16 protein-coding genes and 1 tRNA gene are annotated in these 16,373 nt (G+C 58.7%); 14 read left to right on the top strand and 3 right to left on the bottom strand.

Annotated elements, in window-relative coordinates:
* The first annotated feature begins 9 nt into the window (after positions 1 to 9).
* The 9 genes from ccoO (at position 10) to K3180_RS08980 (ending at position 8,248) form a co-directional block, all read left to right on the top strand.
* On the top strand, positions 10 to 762 hold the full coding sequence (ccoO, locus tag K3180_RS09020; protein ID WP_221540128.1) for a cytochrome-c oxidase, cbb3-type subunit II: 753 nt from the start codon (positions 10 to 12) through the stop codon (positions 760 to 762).
* Entirely contained in the window at positions 759 to 938 is a 180-nt protein-coding gene (locus K3180_RS09015; protein WP_221540126.1) for a cbb3-type cytochrome c oxidase subunit 3, read from the top strand. Before ccoO ends, K3180_RS09015 begins: the two co-directional genes overlap by 4 nt.
* Positions 928 to 1,839: a cytochrome-c oxidase, cbb3-type subunit III gene (gene ccoP, locus K3180_RS09010; protein WP_221540124.1), complete on the top strand. Its 912-nt coding sequence runs from the start codon at positions 928 to 930 to the stop codon at positions 1,837 to 1,839. The genes K3180_RS09015 and ccoP overlap by 11 nt, the downstream gene beginning before the upstream one ends.
* Positions 1,826 to 3,436: a cytochrome c oxidase accessory protein CcoG gene (ccoG, locus tag K3180_RS09005; RefSeq protein ID WP_221540122.1), complete on the top strand. Its 1,611-nt coding sequence runs from the start codon at positions 1,826 to 1,828 to the stop codon at positions 3,434 to 3,436. Before ccoP ends, ccoG begins: the two co-directional genes overlap by 14 nt.
* Positions 3,433 to 3,882, top strand: coding sequence for a FixH family protein (locus K3180_RS09000; protein WP_221540120.1), 450 nt, complete (start codon positions 3,433 to 3,435; stop codon positions 3,880 to 3,882). Before ccoG ends, K3180_RS09000 begins: the two co-directional genes overlap by 4 nt.
* Before the next feature lie 8 nt (positions 3,883 to 3,890).
* Positions 3,891 to 6,008 carry a heavy metal translocating P-type ATPase gene (locus K3180_RS08995; protein ID WP_221540118.1) on the top strand — a complete coding sequence of 706 codons (2,118 nt, stop codon included), beginning with the start codon at positions 3,891 to 3,893 and terminating at the stop codon, positions 6,006 to 6,008.
* Complete coding sequence (gene ccoS, locus K3180_RS08990; protein WP_221540115.1) at positions 6,005 to 6,190, top strand: cbb3-type cytochrome oxidase assembly protein CcoS; 186 nt, start codon at positions 6,005 to 6,007, stop codon at positions 6,188 to 6,190. Before K3180_RS08995 ends, ccoS begins: the two co-directional genes overlap by 4 nt.
* A gap of 592 nt (positions 6,191 to 6,782) precedes the next feature.
* Entirely contained in the window at positions 6,783 to 7,823 is a 1,041-nt protein-coding gene (locus K3180_RS08985; protein ID WP_221540113.1) for a sensor histidine kinase, read from the top strand.
* Positions 7,824 to 7,849: 26 nt separating this feature from the next.
* Positions 7,850 to 8,248, top strand: a complete 399-nt coding sequence (locus tag K3180_RS08980) for a response regulator (RefSeq protein WP_221540111.1) — start codon at positions 7,850 to 7,852, stop codon at positions 8,246 to 8,248.
* A gap of 651 nt (positions 8,249 to 8,899) precedes the next feature.
* Here the strand turns inward: K3180_RS08980 and K3180_RS08975 are convergent.
* Positions 8,900 to 8,974 (bottom strand) — tRNA-Gln (locus tag K3180_RS08975).
* Between the two features lie 63 nt (positions 8,975 to 9,037).
* Entirely contained in the window at positions 9,038 to 9,889 is an 852-nt protein-coding gene (gene yghU / locus K3180_RS08970; protein WP_221540109.1) for a glutathione-dependent disulfide-bond oxidoreductase, read from the bottom strand.
* A gap of 94 nt (positions 9,890 to 9,983) precedes the next feature.
* Here yghU and K3180_RS08965 point away from each other — a divergent pair, with 94 nt between their 5' ends.
* The 5 genes from K3180_RS08965 (at position 9,984) to K3180_RS08945 (ending at position 15,710) form a co-directional block, all read left to right on the top strand.
* Positions 9,984 to 10,985, top strand: coding sequence for a DNA topoisomerase IB (locus K3180_RS08965; RefSeq protein WP_221540108.1), 1,002 nt, complete (start codon positions 9,984 to 9,986; stop codon positions 10,983 to 10,985).
* Between the two features lie 130 nt (positions 10,986 to 11,115).
* Positions 11,116 to 12,129, top strand: coding sequence for a sensor histidine kinase (locus K3180_RS08960; RefSeq protein WP_221540106.1), 1,014 nt, complete (start codon positions 11,116 to 11,118; stop codon positions 12,127 to 12,129).
* Positions 12,130 to 12,225: 96 nt separating this feature from the next.
* Positions 12,226 to 12,744 (top strand): CinA family protein, encoded by a 519-nt coding sequence (locus tag K3180_RS08955; protein ID WP_247710437.1) that lies wholly within the window; start codon positions 12,226 to 12,228, stop codon positions 12,742 to 12,744.
* Positions 12,744 to 14,810, top strand: coding sequence for an NAD(+) synthase (locus K3180_RS08950; protein WP_221540103.1), 2,067 nt, complete (start codon positions 12,744 to 12,746; stop codon positions 14,808 to 14,810). Before K3180_RS08955 ends, K3180_RS08950 begins: the two co-directional genes overlap by 1 nt.
* A gap of 12 nt (positions 14,811 to 14,822) precedes the next feature.
* On the top strand, positions 14,823 to 15,710 hold the full coding sequence (locus tag K3180_RS08945) for a DMT family transporter (RefSeq protein ID WP_221540101.1): 888 nt from the start codon (positions 14,823 to 14,825) through the stop codon (positions 15,708 to 15,710).
* 60 nt (positions 15,711 to 15,770) lie between these two features.
* Here K3180_RS08945 and K3180_RS08940 read toward each other — a convergent pair whose 3' ends face one another.
* Positions 15,771 to 16,364 (bottom strand): FMN-dependent NADH-azoreductase, encoded by a 594-nt coding sequence (locus K3180_RS08940; RefSeq protein ID WP_221540099.1) that lies wholly within the window; start codon positions 16,362 to 16,364, stop codon positions 15,771 to 15,773.
* Positions 16,365 to 16,373: the final 9 nt, after the last annotated feature.

Raw genomic sequence — 16,373 nt, 5'->3', positions numbered from 1 at the left:
TAGCGCGTCATGGGTCTCGCCTCCCAGCACAAGAAGCTGGAAAAGAACATCAACCTGCTCGCAATTGGTTCCTTCGTCGCCGTGGCGATTGGCGGCATCGTTGAGATCGCCCCGCTCTTCTGGATCGACAACACGATCGAAAAGGTCGACGGAATGCGGCCATATACCCCGCTCGAACAGGCGGGACGTAACATCTACGTTCGCGAAGGATGCTATGCCTGCCATAGCCAGATGATCCGCCCGTTTCGCGATGAAGTGGAGCGGTATGGACACTACAGTCTGGCGGCGGAAAGCATGTATGATCACCCGTTTCAATGGGGTTCAAAGCGCACTGGCCCCGATCTTGCGCGAGTCGGTGGCCGCTATTCGGACGAATGGCATGTGCAGCATCTCAAGGATCCGCAAAGCGTGGTGCCAGAGAGCATCATGCCGCAATACTCCTTTCTCGGGGAGGCCTCTCTTGAAACCGACAACGCCGCCGAGATGCTGATCGCGCTGCGGCGCGTGGGGGTTCCCTATACGGACCGGGACATCGGCGAGGCCATGGCAGACATCATCCTGCAGGCCGATCCTGACAGCGGGGGGGACGTCGAGGATTTCCAGCAACGTTATCCCAAAGCGCAGGTCCGTGATTTCGACGGTGATCCGAGCAGGGTGACCGAGATGGACGCGCTCGTCGCCTATCTACAGATGCTCGGAACATTGGTCGATGTCGACAGTGCGGCAGCTCAGGAGCGGCTTGCAGAGGAGAAGGGCCGATGAGCCTCTACGATCAGTTGCGGCACTTTGCTGACAGCTACGGCTTGATCGCGCTTCTTGTGCTCTTCCTAGGGCTGTGTCTGTGGGTGTTTCGACCAGGTGCAAAGGAGCACAATCAGGAGGCAGCACGTTCCATTTTCAAGGAAGATGAGATCAAGAGGCGCGACGATGGTGAATAAGCGCATCGACGAGCCCACCGGCACCGAAACCGTCGGTCACGAATGGGACGGAATCGAGGAGCTCGACACCCCGATGCCGAGGTGGTGGCTCTGGACGCTATATCTGACCATCGTCTGGGGCATAGTGTATGTGATCCTCTACCCGGCATGGCCACTCGTGGACAAGGCAACTGAAGGCGTGCTCGGCTGGAGTAGCCGCGGCGAGCTGGCCAAAGAAATGAGTGCCGTCGATCAGGCGCGCGTTACTGTGCGAGAGGAATTGTCGCGAATTCCGATTGAACGCCTCCCTGAGAATAGCGGCTTGTTCGCTCAGGCAGTGGCTGGCGGCAGATCGGCATTTCAAGTTCACTGCTCACAGTGCCACGGCTCGGGTGCCGCAGGAAGCCAGACGCTGGGCTATCCCAACCTCAACGACGATGATTGGCTATGGGGCGGTGATCTCAAGGCGATCGAATATACGCTGGTGAATGGCATTCGCTCTCCGGGCGTTGATGACACCAGAGCCAGCGTCATGCCGCCGTTCGAAGGCGCGTTCGAAGCTGCTCAGCTCAACGCGCTCGTGGATCATACGCTTTCGCTAAGCGGTAAAGGATCCCGAAACGCGCTCGGTGCGCAAACCTATGAAGATAACTGCTCAGTCTGTCACGGCCTTGCCGGCGAAGGTAACCGCGAACTCGGTGCGCCGCGCCTGAACGATGCAATCTGGCTTTACGGTAGTTCACGCGAACAGATTCGCCAGCAGATCCTGAACCCCAAGATGGGCCGGATGCCGCATTGGAGCGGTCGCCTCGATCCGGTCACGATCAAGATGCTCTCGGCCTATGTCTGGTCGCTCGGCGGCGGCGAGGAATTCGTCGAAGTCGCCGATGATCCCACGGTGGAGGTTGATGAAGAACCGTGATCCCGGCCGCGCTTCGAGCGCACGTCCTCGCCGGGAAGGCGAGAACCGCGACTGGTCGGTCGTAGTAGAGGACGGGCGCGCGAAGACCAACGAGCCGGTTTCCGGTGCCGTAGCCGAGCCGGAAGCCACCACGCTTCGGCACGAGCCACACGAGCCGCCCAGGCAGCAACTACCGACCAAGTTGTTCGAGAAGCGAACCAAGGTGCACAACAAGCGCATCGACGGTCCCTTTCGCCGCTTCAAATGGTTTGTCATGTTCGTGACGCTTGCGATCTATTACGGCACGCCGTGGATTCGCTGGGATCGCGGACCATACGCGCCAGATCAGGCGGTCCTGGTCGATCTCGCCAATCGTCGGTTTTACATGTTCGGCATCGAGATCTGGCCGCACGAGTTCTACTATGTGGCCGGTCTGCTCATTATGGCTGCACTTGGCCTCTTCCTGGTGACGAGCGCGGTGGGCCGTGCGTGGTGCGGATACGCTTGTCCGCAGACGGTCTGGACGGACCTGTTCCAACACATCGATCGCTTTGTCGATGGCGACCGGAACGCGCGCATGAAGTTGGACGCGGCGCCTCTCGGACCGAAAAAGATCGCGAAACGGACGTTTAAATACACCATTTATCTGGTCATCAGCTTCTGGACGGGGGGTGCGTGGATCATGTATTTCGCCGATGCGCCGACCCTCGTGCGCGATTTTTGGGCGGGGGAGGCTGCTTCTGCCGCTTACATCACGGTGGCCATCCTTACACTCACCACATTCACACTCGGCGGTTTCATGCGCGAACAGGTGTGCATCTACATGTGCCCCTGGCCCCGAATCCAGACGGCTATGATGGACGAGAAGTCGCTGCTCGTGACCTACAAGGACTGGCGCGGTGAACCGCGCGGCAGCGTCAAGAAGGCTAAAAAGGATCCTGAGAAATTCGGGGACTGTATCGACTGCCTGCAGTGCGTGGCCGTCTGTCCAACGGGGATCGACATTCGAGAAGGCCCTCAAGTCGGCTGCATCACCTGTGCCCTGTGCATCGATGCCTGTGACAAGGTCATGGCGGAAGTGGGGCGCCCGCGCGGCTTGATCGACTACGCGACGCTCGAGGATTGTGAGAAGGAAGCGAACGGGGAAGCGACACGGCCGCCGTGGAAAGCCCTGCTGCGACCAAGGACCATCGCCTATTTCCTCATCTGGGGCAGCATCGGTCTTGCCATGCTGTTCGCTCTAGGCGTGCGTAGCCACGTGGGCCTGTCGGTCACGCCCGACCGCAATCCGCCTTATATCCTGATGAGCGATGGCTCGGTGCGCAATTCCTATACTCTCAAGCTGCGCAATATGGAGAGCCGGCCGCGCGAGATGGAGATAGAGCTTCAGGGTCTTCCAGGGGCGGTGATGTGGACAGACACCATCGGTCGCGAGGCGGCTGGACGCATGCAGATCAAAACGGTGCCGACAGACCAGGTGCTCGCAGTTCGCGCATATGTCATTGTGCCGGAAGGCGCGGATACGCAGGAATTCAGCTTCCGTGTGACATCGCGCGACGAACAGCGAGAGAGCGTTGTAACCGAAGCGCGCTTCGATACGCCGGAAGGAAGCGAATGAAGGGCGAATTCACTGGCAAGCACATGGCCGTGATCATTGTGTCCGGCTTCGCCGTCATCATTGCGGTTAACCTGTTCATGGCCACGCTGGCCGTCCGCGGCTTTGGAGGGGTCGTAGTCCAGAACTCCTACGTCGCTAGTCAGGAGTTCAACGACTGGCTTGAAGCTGCCGAACGTCAGGAAGCACTGGGATGGACCGCGAAAATGTCGCGCAGCGACAACCACCACCTCGTGGTCGAAACAACCTCGGTGCCTGATGGCTCCTCCGTGAACGCAGTCGCTCGCCGGCCGCTCGGTAAGCCGGAAACGATGCAACTTGGCTTTATCGAGGCGACACCCGGAAATCACGTTTCACTAGAGCCACTAAAGGCCGGGCGCTGGATTGTGCGGCTGACCATCACTTCACCCGATAGGCTGACCTGGTCGGTGGAAGAGCATTTGCAGTGAATGTCCGGATGAACCTTGCAGCGGACGAACCCATCCAGCTCACAGACAGCCGCTTCACTGTCCCAGGTATGCGGTGCGCAGGTTGCATCGCCAAGATCGAGCGAGGTTTGCAGAAGGTTGATGGTGTCGACGCGGTGCGCGTGAATTTCTCCGCGAAACGGGTCGCTGTCCGGCATGACCGATCGCTGGACGCGGATGCCTTGGTTCATGCCATCGGAAAACTAGGTTTCGAAGGTCAGGCCGCGGAAACCAATCCGCTCGGACAGGATGATGTTGAGAGTCGCATGCTCCTGCGTTCGCTTGCCGTCGCGGGGTTCGGCATGATGAACATCATGCTGTTGTCCGTTAGTGTCTGGTCGGGAGCAGGCGGCGTCACGCGCGAGTTGTTCCACTGGCTCTCTGCGCTGATCGCATTGCCGGTGGTTGCCTATGCCGGGCGTCCGTTCTTTTCGAGCGCGGCAATGGCTCTGCGGCATCGCCGGACGAACATGGATGTGCCGATCTCCATCGGAGTCCTGCTCGCGACCGGCTTGAGCGTATACGAAACGGCGACTGGAGGCCAACACGCCTATTTCGATAGTGCAGTCATGCTGCTGTTCTTCCTTTTAGCCGGACGCGCACTCGATGCGACAATGCGAAACAAGACCCGTGCGGGTATCGGTGCCCTGCTATCCCGCATGGGCAAGTCAGCTAGGATCTTGGCTGAGGACGGATCGACAACGACGGTAGCGGCGGCAGATCTCCAGCCCGATATGTTGATGCTGGTCGCGGCTGGCGAGGCTCTCGCGGCTGACGGAGTGATTGAAGACGGTCGGAGTTCGATCGACAATTCGATGCTGACAGGCGAAAGCACGCCTCAATCCGTGGGACATAAGGACCTCGTGTTTGCCGGGGCGATAAACTTGTCCAATCCCATTCGCGTGCGCGTCACTGCCGCTTCCTCAGATACGGCTATAGCCGAAATCGCGCGGTTGATGGATGAGGCTGGACAGTCGCGAAGTCATTATGTTCGTATAGCCGATCGCGCTTCGCGGCTTTATGCGCCAGCGGTCCATACCCTCGCTTTGATGGCCTTCCTTGGATGGATGATCGCAGGCGTCGGTCTGCACCAGTCCCTGGTAATCGCGATAGCCGTGCTCATCATTACCTGCCCCTGTGCCATGGGGTTGGCAGTCCCAGCGGCACAGGTGGTAGCATCGGGAGCCTTGGCGAAACGCGGCCTACTCGTCAAAGACGGCAGCGCGCTCGAACGGCTCGCCGAGGTGGATACGGCCTTATTCGATAAAACTGGCACGCTCACGATGGGAGAACCGGTGCCGCAGATCGATCGCTTGTCGAGCGAACAAAAATCCGTCGCCCTGGCGTTGGCCCAGGCCAGCCGGCATCCCCTGAGCAAGGGACTGGCAACCGCCCTTGAGGGAGGGGGGATCCGGTCCGCTGCGGTTGGCTTGCTATCCGAAGCGGGCGGGGAGGGCATCAAGGGAGATTGGTCCGGAATTCCTGTCGCCCTGGAGCGGACCGCCACCGCTGGCGAGGGATTGTCCACCACCCTTCGGATCGGGGAAAGCTTGGTCGCCATCCCATTTTTGGACCCGGAACGCCCTGATGTCGCGGAAACTCTCTCCGTTCTTCAAGCTCTCGGTGTCGAAAGCCGAATTATTTCTGGCGATCGGCAAGCACCCGTTGGAGCTCTTGCGCGTGCCTTAAATATCAAGGGCGATTCCGAGATGCGCCCCGAAAACAAGCTAGCACTGCTGGAGTCGCTGAAAGCGCAAGGTCATCGCCCTTTGATGGTCGGCGATGGGATTAACGATGGCCCCGCACTCGCCGCTGCCCACGCATCAATAGCGCCCGGCAGTGCGAGCGACGTAAGTCAGCAAGCTGCTGATGCGGTCTTTTTGGGCCGAACACTTATAACGGTCGCACTCGCTGTTGCTGTTGCACGCCGAACAATGCGGATCGTGCGCCAAAACTTCGGCTTTGCCATTGGTTACAATGTCCTAGCCGTGCCGCTGGCGCTCGCTGGCTTGGCGACGCCCTTGATCGCGGCCATCGCCATGTCGCTCAGTTCTCTGGTGGTGGTTGGCAATTCCCTGCGCCTCGCCCGGGTCGGAAACGCGCCATGAACGTTCTCGTATTTCTCATACCGGTCGCTCTTTTTCTAGGCGGTGCAGGTCTGGTCCTGTTTTTCTGGGCCATGCGTGACGGCCAATTCGAAGATCTCGACGGTGCAGCCAACCGCATCCTGATCGATGATGAGGAAGACGCTCAGTTGGCGAGGACCGAAGAAGAGGAATCTCTTCGATGAAAGCTAAAGACCCTGCTACTTGCAATACTTCCGGCCTCGGTCCGAACTCTGTCCGTAGCCTATTCGGTCGTGGAGCACTTCGGCGCCGCGTCCTCTGCCAAAATGTCGATACAGCACATCGTCTGATAAATTTCGCCAGCCATGCGTCTGTCGGTCCAGTTCAGCCGTCTGATCCGGTTCAATAGGAGTTGATCTATGCCCTTGTGGTTCCTCCCTGCTCTCATTGCATTTTTTGCCGTCGTCAGTCTGGCCGCGGGAATGTGGCTCCTTCTCCACCTCCCCGATGTTGCACGTCTTTTTCGCGGCGAGAAACCCGGTCAGATGGTGAGGGGGCCGGGGCGACGGAGGGCGACGCCGGCAGCAGTCTGGACGGCATTGGCACTATTCAATTTGGGCTGGATTGCGTGCGTCGTGATTTGGGTGTTCGTTTTGGAAGGCGCGGCGAACGTCTTCATTGACGCGAGGGCTTGAAAGATCGAATGTTTCAACTCAAGAATTGCAATGGGCCAATGTTTCAACAACCCTGATATTCGAAGACGTAGGTAGTGCGGGGTATCCGACACCGCTGCATCATCGGGTAGGAGATTATACGATGCCCCTTCGCGAAACACTGCCCATGACTGCGAGCCAACTCGGGCTTATCGTTGAGGACGCTGCGAGCGAAATTTACATATTCTCGGTCACAGATTTTGCCTTTCTTCTCGTCAACAGAGGGGCGCGTGAGAATCTGGGTTACACTCTCGAGGAACTCCGAAATCTGACCCCCTGGGATCTCAAACCCGAGCTCAGCGAAGCCCAGTTTCGCGAGAAAGTGCGACCACTTCTGGAAAGCGATAGCGGGGATCTCGTTTTCGAGACTGTTCATCAACGCAAGGATGGCAGTCTATACGATGTCTCGGTGCATCTTCAGCTTTTGCGGCAGGATGACGAGCGAATTTTCTTCGCAGCCATCCGTGACATCACCCATGAGAACACGCTTAAGCGTGCTCTAGTTGAACGCGGCGAAGAGCTGGAGAAGGCTCTAGCCAGCCGCGAAGTTCTACTCCAGGAAGTTAACCACCGCGTCAAAAACAGCCTGCAGGTTGTGACTGCCTTGCTGCAACTGCAGGCAAAAGAGGTGAGGGAGGACAATTTGAAAGCTGCACTCCTCGATGCGCGAAATCGCATTGCGGTAGTCGCGGCGATTCACCAACGGCTCTACATGAATGGCGAGCACTCACTGGTCGATGTCGCCGAATTTCTGGAGGAGCTCGTTACTGCTACGATCCGGTCCTTGTCTATCCGGGACCAAATTTCGGCAAAGCTCGATCTGCAGCACGGAATTTCCCTCGGCATTGACCGTGCTGTGCCACTAGCATTGGTTGTTGCCGAACTGTTAACCAACAGCTTGAAGTATGCCTTCTCGGAAAAGGAGAAAGGAACCGTCGGTGTCGATCTGAATTCTGATGATAGCGCGATAACCGTGAGGATTTACGATGACGGCGTGGGGATCCCCCAAGCCGAGAAAAGTTCTAGTCAAACAGGCCTCGGCACCAAGATTATCCGCGCCTTGAGTAAGCAGATTAGAGCCACGTTATCTGAGAAGAGCGGCCAAGGCGGCACTGAAGTCACATTGGTTATGCCACTTAAATGAGAGGCCCCTGCAGGCACTTCTAAATCATGAAAATTCTGATTGTTGAAGATGAGGCCCTGATTGCGATGAGCATTGAGGCTGTGTTGGAAGAGAATGGTTACGATGTCGTGGAGATAGCGGATGACGAAGCATCGGCGCTATTCGCGGCGGCTCGACATAATCCAGAACTCGCCCTGGTGGATATGCGTCTTGCCGGAGGCGATAGTGGCGTCAGCGTCGCTAAAAAGCTGAATGCCATGGGAGTTGCGGTAGTATTCGCCACGGGTAACTGCCCGGGTGCGGCAATCGAAAATCTCGCCATCGGGTGTCTGCACAAACCACTTTCGGACGATCAAATCATCGCCGGTTTGACTGTCGCCGATGCGAAACGCCGAGGGTCTAGCAATCCCCCTCCGCCTCCACCTGGAATGCATCTTTTCGATTAAGGAGGCAAATAGCAGCCGATTCAGATTTTCGTATTGCACCGCAACTGAAGCACAGCGAGGCTTAAGGGTTTGAACCGAAAATTCGAACTTCGGACCGCAGCGCACACTGTCTGGGCCGAACGAGTGCCCCGATGACTTCGTAATGTTGCGCGGAAAATAACCTCCACCTATGATTATGGCGCAACCCTACAATTCATTGAAACATCGCGGTGGTAGAAATGCTGTGCGACCCGAAGGGCTCTGAGGGGGAAACCCGACGAGTTCTCACCTATCAAGGGCGGCTCTTTGAGCCGCCCTTTTTTTACTGATATGACCGATGCTGACGAAGACCCAAGCCCAGCATCGAGCGGAGGCCGAGCAAAACGCCGCCTAGCTGTTCTGTTTAGCGTTTCGAAAAGGCCCCAGGTTGCTGTCCTCGAATTGGTTCATTGAAAGGTCGCTCAGGTTGCAGCCATTCGGTCGCTGCCAATCCGATTGTGGGTAGGTCAGACAAAAACTGTGCGATGCGCCGGTTCGCGCTTGCATCTCGAATCGGACTGAATCATGGTAGCTGTATCGAGACCGCGACAGGGTGCCACGGCAGGGTGCCACGCGGTTTTGACTCGCAGGGAAACCTGAAGGATTTCAGGTGCTTGGACTATATCAGAAAAGTGGCTGGGGTGGCAGGGATCGAACCTGCGAATGCCGGTACCAAAAACCGGTGCCTTACCACTTGGCTACACCCCAGCAGGCGGGCGCTCCTATAGCGCGCCCAGCCACAATGTGAAGGGCCGATAGCCCCTTTATGCCTTACAGTTTCTTGCCCAGGAAATCTGCTGGCGAGTGACGTTCGAGCAGTTGCGTGTCCTCGTCGCCCCAGGCTTTGTTGACGATCCGTCCGCGGTTCACTGCCGGACGTTCGCCAATCTGCCTCGCCCAGCGAGCGACATGCTCGTACTCGTCGATCGAGAGGAAAGTCCTGGCGTCGTTATAGATCGTGCCTTCGACGAAGCCTGCCAACCACGGCCAGGCCGCAATATCGGCAATGGAATAGTCGTTCCCGCCAAGATATTCGCTCTGCGCCAGCCGCTGATCGGCGACATCGAACAGGCGCTTAACCTCCATGGCATAGCGGTTGATAGGATATTCGTATTTCTCCGGCGCATAGGCGTAGAAATGGCCGAACCCGCCACCGATGAAGGGCGCACTGCCGATCTGCCAGAACAGCCAGCTGAGCACCTCGCCGCGGGTCCGATCGGTCGGCAGAAAGGCATCGAACTTCTCGGCAAGATGGAGCAGGATCGCACCGCTTTCGAAGATGCGGATCGGGGTCTCGCCGCTACGGTCGAGCAAGGCGGGAATCTTGCTGTTCGGATTTATCTCGACGAAACCGCTTCCGAACTGATCGCCATCGCTGATGTTGATGGTAAAGGCATCGTATTCCGCACCCGAATGCCCCGCCTCGAGCAGTTCCTCGAACATGACTGTCACCTTCACGCCGTTGGGCGTGGCAAGCGAATAGAGCTGGAAGTCATGTTCGCCGGTCGGCAGTTCCTTCTGCTCGCGTGCACCGGCAGTCGGGCGGTTGATATTGGCGAACTTGCCACCGCTGACGGTGTCGGCGCTCCACACGGCAGGCGGGGTATAGATCGGATCGGCCAAGTTGTTTCTCCTTTGCAAAGGACGACTATTGCACGCTCCCGTTCGTCGCAAGGTGGGGAACCGTCGGCTGCTCGCCAAGGTTCTTCCCTTCGCCATGACGAAGCTCATCTATGTCGACGATCAGCTGCCCGGAATCACTCGCAGGGGTGCGGGCAAAGGGTGGGCTTATTATGATCCGAAGGGATCACTGATCACCGATCAGGCGGAAAAGCGAAGGCTCAGCGCAATTGCGCTGCCGCCGGCCTATACCGATGCATGGTTCTGTCCCGCACCCAACGGCCACATCCTCGCCACTGGCATCGACGCAAAGGGGCGCAAGCAATACCGATACCACCCGGATTTTCGGGCAGAGCGGGAAAGCGAGAAGTTCGACAAATGCCTTGCCTTCGGCAATCTCCTGCCGCTGGTTCGCAAGCAGGTGGATGAGGATCTGAAAGGTCGCAAGCTGACCCAGGAACGCGCAGTGGCCAGCGTGGTTCGCCTGCTCGATCTAGGCGCGGTGCGGGTTGGGAACGAAGGGTATGCAGAGCGCAACAAGAGCTTCGGTGCTACGACCCTGCGCCGCCGCCACGCCGAAGTAACCGGTAAGACGCTCAGGCTGCGGTACAAGGGAAAATCCGGCAAGCTGCGCGAGGTTACGCTGACGGACGGCACCTTGGCGCGAATGGTGCGGCGCATGCAGGATCTGCCGGGGCAGAATGTCTTCAAATATGTCGACGAGGACGGAGAGGTCCAGGCCGTTGATTCCGGCGATGTGAACGAATATCTCGAAACCTGCATGGGAGAACGGTTCACGGCCAAGAATTTCCGCACCTGGCACGCCAGTGTCATGGGCTTCGAATGCCTGCGTGCGGGTGAAGGGCAAATGCCGATGAAGGCGCTGTTGGAACACGTCGCCAAACAGCTGGGCAATACACCGGCGGTCACGCGAAAAAGCTATATCCATCCGGCGGTCCTCGCTTTGCTGGACGATCAGGAAAGCTGGCGCGCCTCATTGCACTTGCCCAGGGCGACACGCTGGCTGACCTGCGAGGAGCGCGGGCTGCTTGAACTGCTGGCCGACTGTCCAGGAGCCAGCGACCTGCTAGCTGCATAATATGGTAAAAAGCATAGGCAAAATACGGGCTTAGGCTTATAAGGCCTGTGGCCCAGCCATACCGTTGGCCTCAGTGCACGCGCGGCGGCGCGCTGTTCTGGCCGGATTTTCCGCCCGTAGGCGTTTATCGATGCACAGATTGGCAACTTACGACGTCAGCCGTCAATTCGTCTCGCGAGGCGGGAAGATTGCAGCACAGATTGTTTTCGGCTTTCTGTGCTGCGCCGCGATGGTCGGGGTGCGCAAGCTGTTCGATTTGTGGGCTCCTGTGTCAGGGCCTTTCGCACTTATCTATCCGACCATTCTTCTCGCGACGCTTTATGGGCACTGGCGCGCTGGAATCGCGGCATTTCTGACCACTTTTCTGTGGGCATGGTTCTTCATACTTCCCGAACAAAACTCGTTTTTCTTCACCGACCCGACCGATCCTGCGCGTGTCATGCTCAATGCGGCCAGCGCGCTGATCGTATTGGTCTTTGCCGAAGCTTTTCGCCGCGCAGCACATCGAACGGTCGATCAGATTACTGAGGTTTCCGATCGGAGCCTCGCCTTGCTGGCCGATCTTGAGCACCGCACCAAGAACAACTTCGCGCTGGTGGCGAGTATGCTCGAAATACAGAAGCGCCGCATCCAACAGGTCGAATTGCATGGTCCGCTGGACGATGCAATCGGCCGGGTTCGAACCTTCGCCGAAGCCTATTCCGCTCTCGCGAGCGAGCAGGGTGATGGACAGGCCGTGGCGATGAAGCCCTATCTGGACCAGTTTCTCGACCGGATCGAGGGATCTGCCCTGCCGTCGAACGTCCGCATGTACCGCGAGATCGACGAGGTCTTGCTTTCACGCGAGATTGCAGTTGCGATCGGGCTTTATCTCAACGAAGCGGTAGTAAATGCTGCCAAATATGCATTTCCCGGCGGGCGAGCAGGGACGCTTGCGGTGTTCTTCCATGTTCGCGATGGCCGGTGGCGGCTTACCATCGAAGACGATGGCGTCGGCGCGGATGCCGTCTCGCACTCACCCGGCGGGATCGGCAGCAAGCTGCTCGCCGCATTCGCCCATCAAGCCGGTGCGACCCATCACGCGGGGCCCGTACTCAACGGGTTTCGCACGGAAATGCGCATGATGGATAAGGAACCGGCATAAAGTTTACAGGTTGATCCCGAACAACTCCTGCACAGCGCGCACACCGACATTGCGAATGATGATTGCCTCTGCGCCACTCGTTCGCGTGCCCAACATATGGCCAGGCTTATGACCGAAACGATCGATCCAATACTGCCGAAGAATGTGTCGGTCCTCGCCGAAGAAGTCTTGAACAGTGCGGAAAGGAAGGAATTTCGGCTTGCCACCGCAGAAAGCTGCACCGGCGGACTGCTTGCGGCCCTGCTCACTGATGTTTCCGGCCTGTCGCATGTTTTCGAACGCGGGTTCGTGACCTATTCGGATCAGGCCAAGTGCGAGATGCTCGGTTGCGACAGTCGTGAAATCGAACATTGCGGCGCGGTAAGCCGGGAAGTGGCTCTGGCGATGGCTCGGGGTGGGTTAGCGAAGTCGGAAGCCGATTTGATCGTGTCGATCACCGGGTTTGCAGGGCCCGGGAAGGCGGACGACGAGGAGGGGCTGGTGCACTTCGCTTGCCTGGACCGGAATGGGCTGGAAAACCATGAAGAACGGCATTTCGGCACGGTCGGTCGCGACGGCGTTCGTCTGGCGGCACTTGAAGTCGCGCTCACTATGATGAACAACGCGCTTCGCTAATGACCGACACTGCGCACCGCTTCTTCGACATGCACACTCACGGTTTCGTCCGGGTGGCAACGGCAACCCCTAGGGTACGGACCGCCGATGTCGCCTACAATGCCGAGGGAATACTGGAACAGGCGCGCAAGGCCGATGAGGCCGCTGTGGATCTGCTGCTCTATCCCGAATTGTGCCTCTCGTCCTATGCGATCGACGACCTGCACCTTCAATCCGCCTTGCTCGATTCCGTCGAACGTCATCTGGCGGAGGTTTGCGGGGCATCGCGCACGCTTTCGCCGGTGCTCGTCATCGGGGCGCCTCTACGGCACAACGGACGGATCTATAACTGCGCACTCGTCATCGCGAGGGGCGAAATCCTCGGCGTGGTCCCGAAGAGCTACCTGCCCAATTATCGCGAATTCTACGAAAAGCGATGGTTCGCCCACGGCCGGAATATCCAGGGAATGCAGCTGGAGCTCGGCGGTAAAGCCGTTCCCTTCGGCACGGATATCCTGTTCGAAGCCGCAAACCTGTCCGGTTTCATCTTCGGGATCGAGATATGCGAGGATTTCTGGGCCCCGCAGCCGCCAGGCACGCTGGCCGCAATGGCGGGGGCGACCATCATCCTCAACCTTTCTGCATCGAATATTACCATCGGCAAATCCGACGAGCGCCATCTCCTCTGCCGCGCAAGTTCAAGCCGAAGCGTTTGCGCCTATGCCTATTCCGCCAGCGGTCATGGCGAAAGCACGACCGATTTGGCCTGGGACGGTCAGGGAATGATCTACGAGCTTGGCGATCTTCTGGCCGAAAGTGTGCGCTTCGATCTCGAGCCGGAGCTTTCCGTGGCGGATATCGACACGCGGCGGATCCTGAACGACCGGATGCGGATGCAGACGTTCAACGATGCCGCCGAGGCTGCGGATCGTCCCGAGGATCGGTATCGCCGCATCAAATTCGAACATGCATACCGCCAAGGCGACATCGGGCTTATCCGTCCGATCCGCCGGTTCCCCTTCGTCCCCAATCGGCGCGAGAAGCTGGACGAGGATTGCTACGAAGCATTCAATATTCAGGTCGATGCGCTGATGCGCCGGATAGAGGCGACCCGGACTAAGTGCCTCGTTATCGGAATTTCCGGCGGTCTCGACAGCACCCACGCCTTGCTTGTCGCCGCCAAGGCGATGGACCGGTTGGGGCGTCCACGCAGCGATATACGCGGCTACACCATGCCCGGCTTCGGCACCTCGGAGGGTACGAAGTCCAACGCCTGGAAGTTGATGGATGCCTTCCACATCACGGCGGAAGAGATCGACATCAAGCCCACCGCAACCATGATGCTGGAAAACATCGGCCATGCCTTTGCCGATGGCCACCCGGTCTACGACACGACCTTCGAGAACGTGCAGGCGGGGCTGCGAACCGATTATTTATTCCGGTTGGCAGGACAGCATGGCGGATGGGTTGTCGGGACGGGCGATCTGTCCGAATTGGCGTTGGGCTGGTGCACCTATGGCGTCGGCGACCAGATGAGCCATTATGCCGTTAATGCTGGCGTCCCGAAAACGCTCATCCAGTATCTGATCCGCTGGACGACGACGACCAGCCAGTTCGACGAAGGCGTGGATTCGGTACTCCAGGCTATCCTCGACACTGAAATCAGTCCCGAACTCGTGCCTGCGGGTGAGGACGGGGAAATCCAGAGCACACAGTCGATTATCGGACCTTACGAGCTCAACGATTTCTTTCTCCACCATATAATCCGCTGGGGCCAAAACCCCAGCCATGTTGCCTTTCTCGCCTGGCATGCGTGGAAGGACGTTGAGGCAGGTCTGTGGCCTATCGATTTCCCGCAAGATATGCGGAATCGGTACGATCTTTCGACTATTGCCAAATGGCTGGAAAAATTCCTGCAACGCTTCTTCGGGTTCAGCCAGTTTAAGCGAAGCGCAATTCCGAACGGTCCAAAGGTGAGCGCTGGCGGTGCTCTTTCCCCGCGCGGCGACTGGCGCGCGCCCAGCGACGCGGTTGCCGATGTCTGGCTGGACGAGCTGAAACGCAATCTGCCGGCGAACACCCTTTAGGGCCCCGCCGCAGTGACGCTGCGCGCCATATTCATCCTGCTCGCCTGCAATATCGTGTGGGCCCTCAATGTCGTGGTCAGCAAGATTGCGGTCGACGATCTGTCCGTCCCGCCACTGTTTTATGCTGCACTGCGTTCGCTGCTGGTGATGGCGGCGCTCTTTCCGATGTTGCGCAAGGTCCCGGCAAACCTCTGGCGCGTCATGCTTGTGGGACTAGCGATAAGCGGTGGGTCCTTTGGGTTGCTGTTCGTAGGCCTGAAAACGGCCAGCCCCTCGGCAGCCGGTATCGTCAGTCTGGCGAGTGCACCGCTGACCGTCCTCTTTGCCATCCTCTTCCTGCGCGAGCAGGTACGCTGGCGGCGTGCGCTCGGCATTGCGCTGACGTTGGTGGGTGTGGCGATTGCCGTCGGCTCGCCCGCCGGTATGGAAGCGGGGGCGGGGATCGGATTCGTATTCGCGTCGGCAGTGGTCGGCGCTCTGGGGGCCGTGTTTTTCAAGCGCATTGAAATCGGCGCGGTTCAGATGCAGGCATGGGCGGGCCTTGCTTCGGTAATCGTACTTCTTCCGCTGTCGCTCATGCTGGAAACCGATCAGCTGCCCGCCCTTGCCAGCGCGCCTTGGGCGGTCGCCGGTTGCCTGCTGTTCGCGTCGATTGTCGTTTCGGTAGGTGCCCATTCGGCCTATTACCGGATGCTGCAGACCCACGATGCCAATGTGGTTGTACCTTTCACGCTCCTGACGCCGCTGATGACCATCGCCCTTGGCGCGTGGCTTACAGGCGACGAGATCGGTTGGACGTTGCTGCTCGGAGCGGGGATTGCAGTGACCGGCGTTGCGATCATCGTGCTGCGGCCGACGCGCAATGTCTTCAAGCCACTGCTGGTCCGGCCGCGTCTTTGACGAGCAAGAAAAAGGGCGGCCCGCATTCGCAGACCGCCCACAAATTTTGTCGCGGGAATATCAGGCCGCCAGCTTTTCGACTTCCTGATGCGCCTCGGCGATCTTTTCCTCTCCGCCTTCGCCCATTATCCCATCGGCAGCCACCAGTTCGACGTCGGTCATGCCGAGGAAGCCGAGGAAGAACTTCAGCCAGGGCGACATGAAGTCGATCTCGCTGCCCATCGCGGTGCCGCCCGAAGCGGCGGTAATATAGACCTTCTTGCCGGTCAGCAGGCCTTCAGGACCGTTCTCCGTATAGCGAAAGGTGGTGCCGGCGCGCGCGACGAGATCGGCCCACGCCTTCACCGTTGCGGGAACGGAGAAATTATAGACCGGGACGCTGAAAACGATTGTGTCGGCTTCCTGCAATTCCTCGATCAGTTCGTCGGCCACGTTGGCAAGGTCGCGCTGCTCGGGCGAGCGTTCGGCATAGGGCGCAAGATTGGCGGCGAAACGCTCTGCATCGATATAGGGCAGATCGTTCTTCGCCAGATCGCGCGTTACAACCTTGGCTCCCTGGTTCTCGGCAAGCCGCTCGACCAGCCTTTTGCCCAGGCTGCGTGAAACGGATTCGTCGTTACGAATGCTGGCGGTGATGTGAAGAATGGTGCTCATTGTACGGTC

Source organism: Qipengyuania huizhouensis (genome assembly GCF_019711635.1).
GTDB lineage: Bacteria > Pseudomonadota > Alphaproteobacteria > Sphingomonadales > Sphingomonadaceae > Qipengyuania > Qipengyuania huizhouensis.
The sequence above is the reverse complement of the archived record's forward strand: the minus strand, read 5'-3'. Positions and strand labels throughout refer to the sequence as shown.